This window comes from Streptomyces chattanoogensis (assembly GCF_001294335.1).
In the GTDB taxonomy this organism is placed as follows: Bacteria; Actinomycetota; Actinomycetes; order Streptomycetales; family Streptomycetaceae; genus Streptomyces; species Streptomyces chattanoogensis.
On the sequence record NZ_LGKG01000053.1, the window covers coordinates 1 to 510 of the forward strand.

At 64.1% G+C, this 510-nt stretch carries 1 protein-coding gene; it reads right to left on the reverse strand.

The window, feature by feature from the left end; genetic code table 11:
• Window positions 1-510 (reverse strand): L,D-transpeptidase family protein (locus ADL29_RS08260; RefSeq protein ID WP_245689233.1); only part of this gene is annotated, 510 nt, incomplete at both ends.

Here is a 510-nt window from a genome sequence, read left to right on the forward strand (position 1 = left end):
CTTCTCCGAGATCACCATCTGGCCGTTGTAGGTGGGGTTGTCGGGGCTGCCGCCGGAGATCGGGATGGACTTGAGGGTCTGGCCGTCCCGCTTGACCGTCATGGTCTGGGTGTTCATGTCGACGGTGGAGACCTGCGAGCGCCCGATGGTGAAGGAGACCGTCTTGGACTGCACGCCGGTGATGCCCTCGCCGCCCTTCACCCCGTCCAGGTCGATCTTCATGGTGATCTTGGAGCCGGCCTTCCAGTAGTCCTGCGGCCGGAAGTCCAGGCGCTGGGCGCCGAACCAGTGGCCGACGACCTGCTGGCCGCTGCTGGAGGTCACCTTGATGTGGGACTGGACGTCCTTCTTGTTGGTGATCACCTTGTCGAAGTTGAAGGACACCGGCATGCCGACACCCACGGTCTTGCCGTTGTCGGGGGTGTAGCTGCCGATGAAGCTGTTGGCCGACGAGACGGTGGTGAAGGTCGCGTTCTCGGTGGCCGAGCGGCCCTTGGCGTCCTTGGCGTT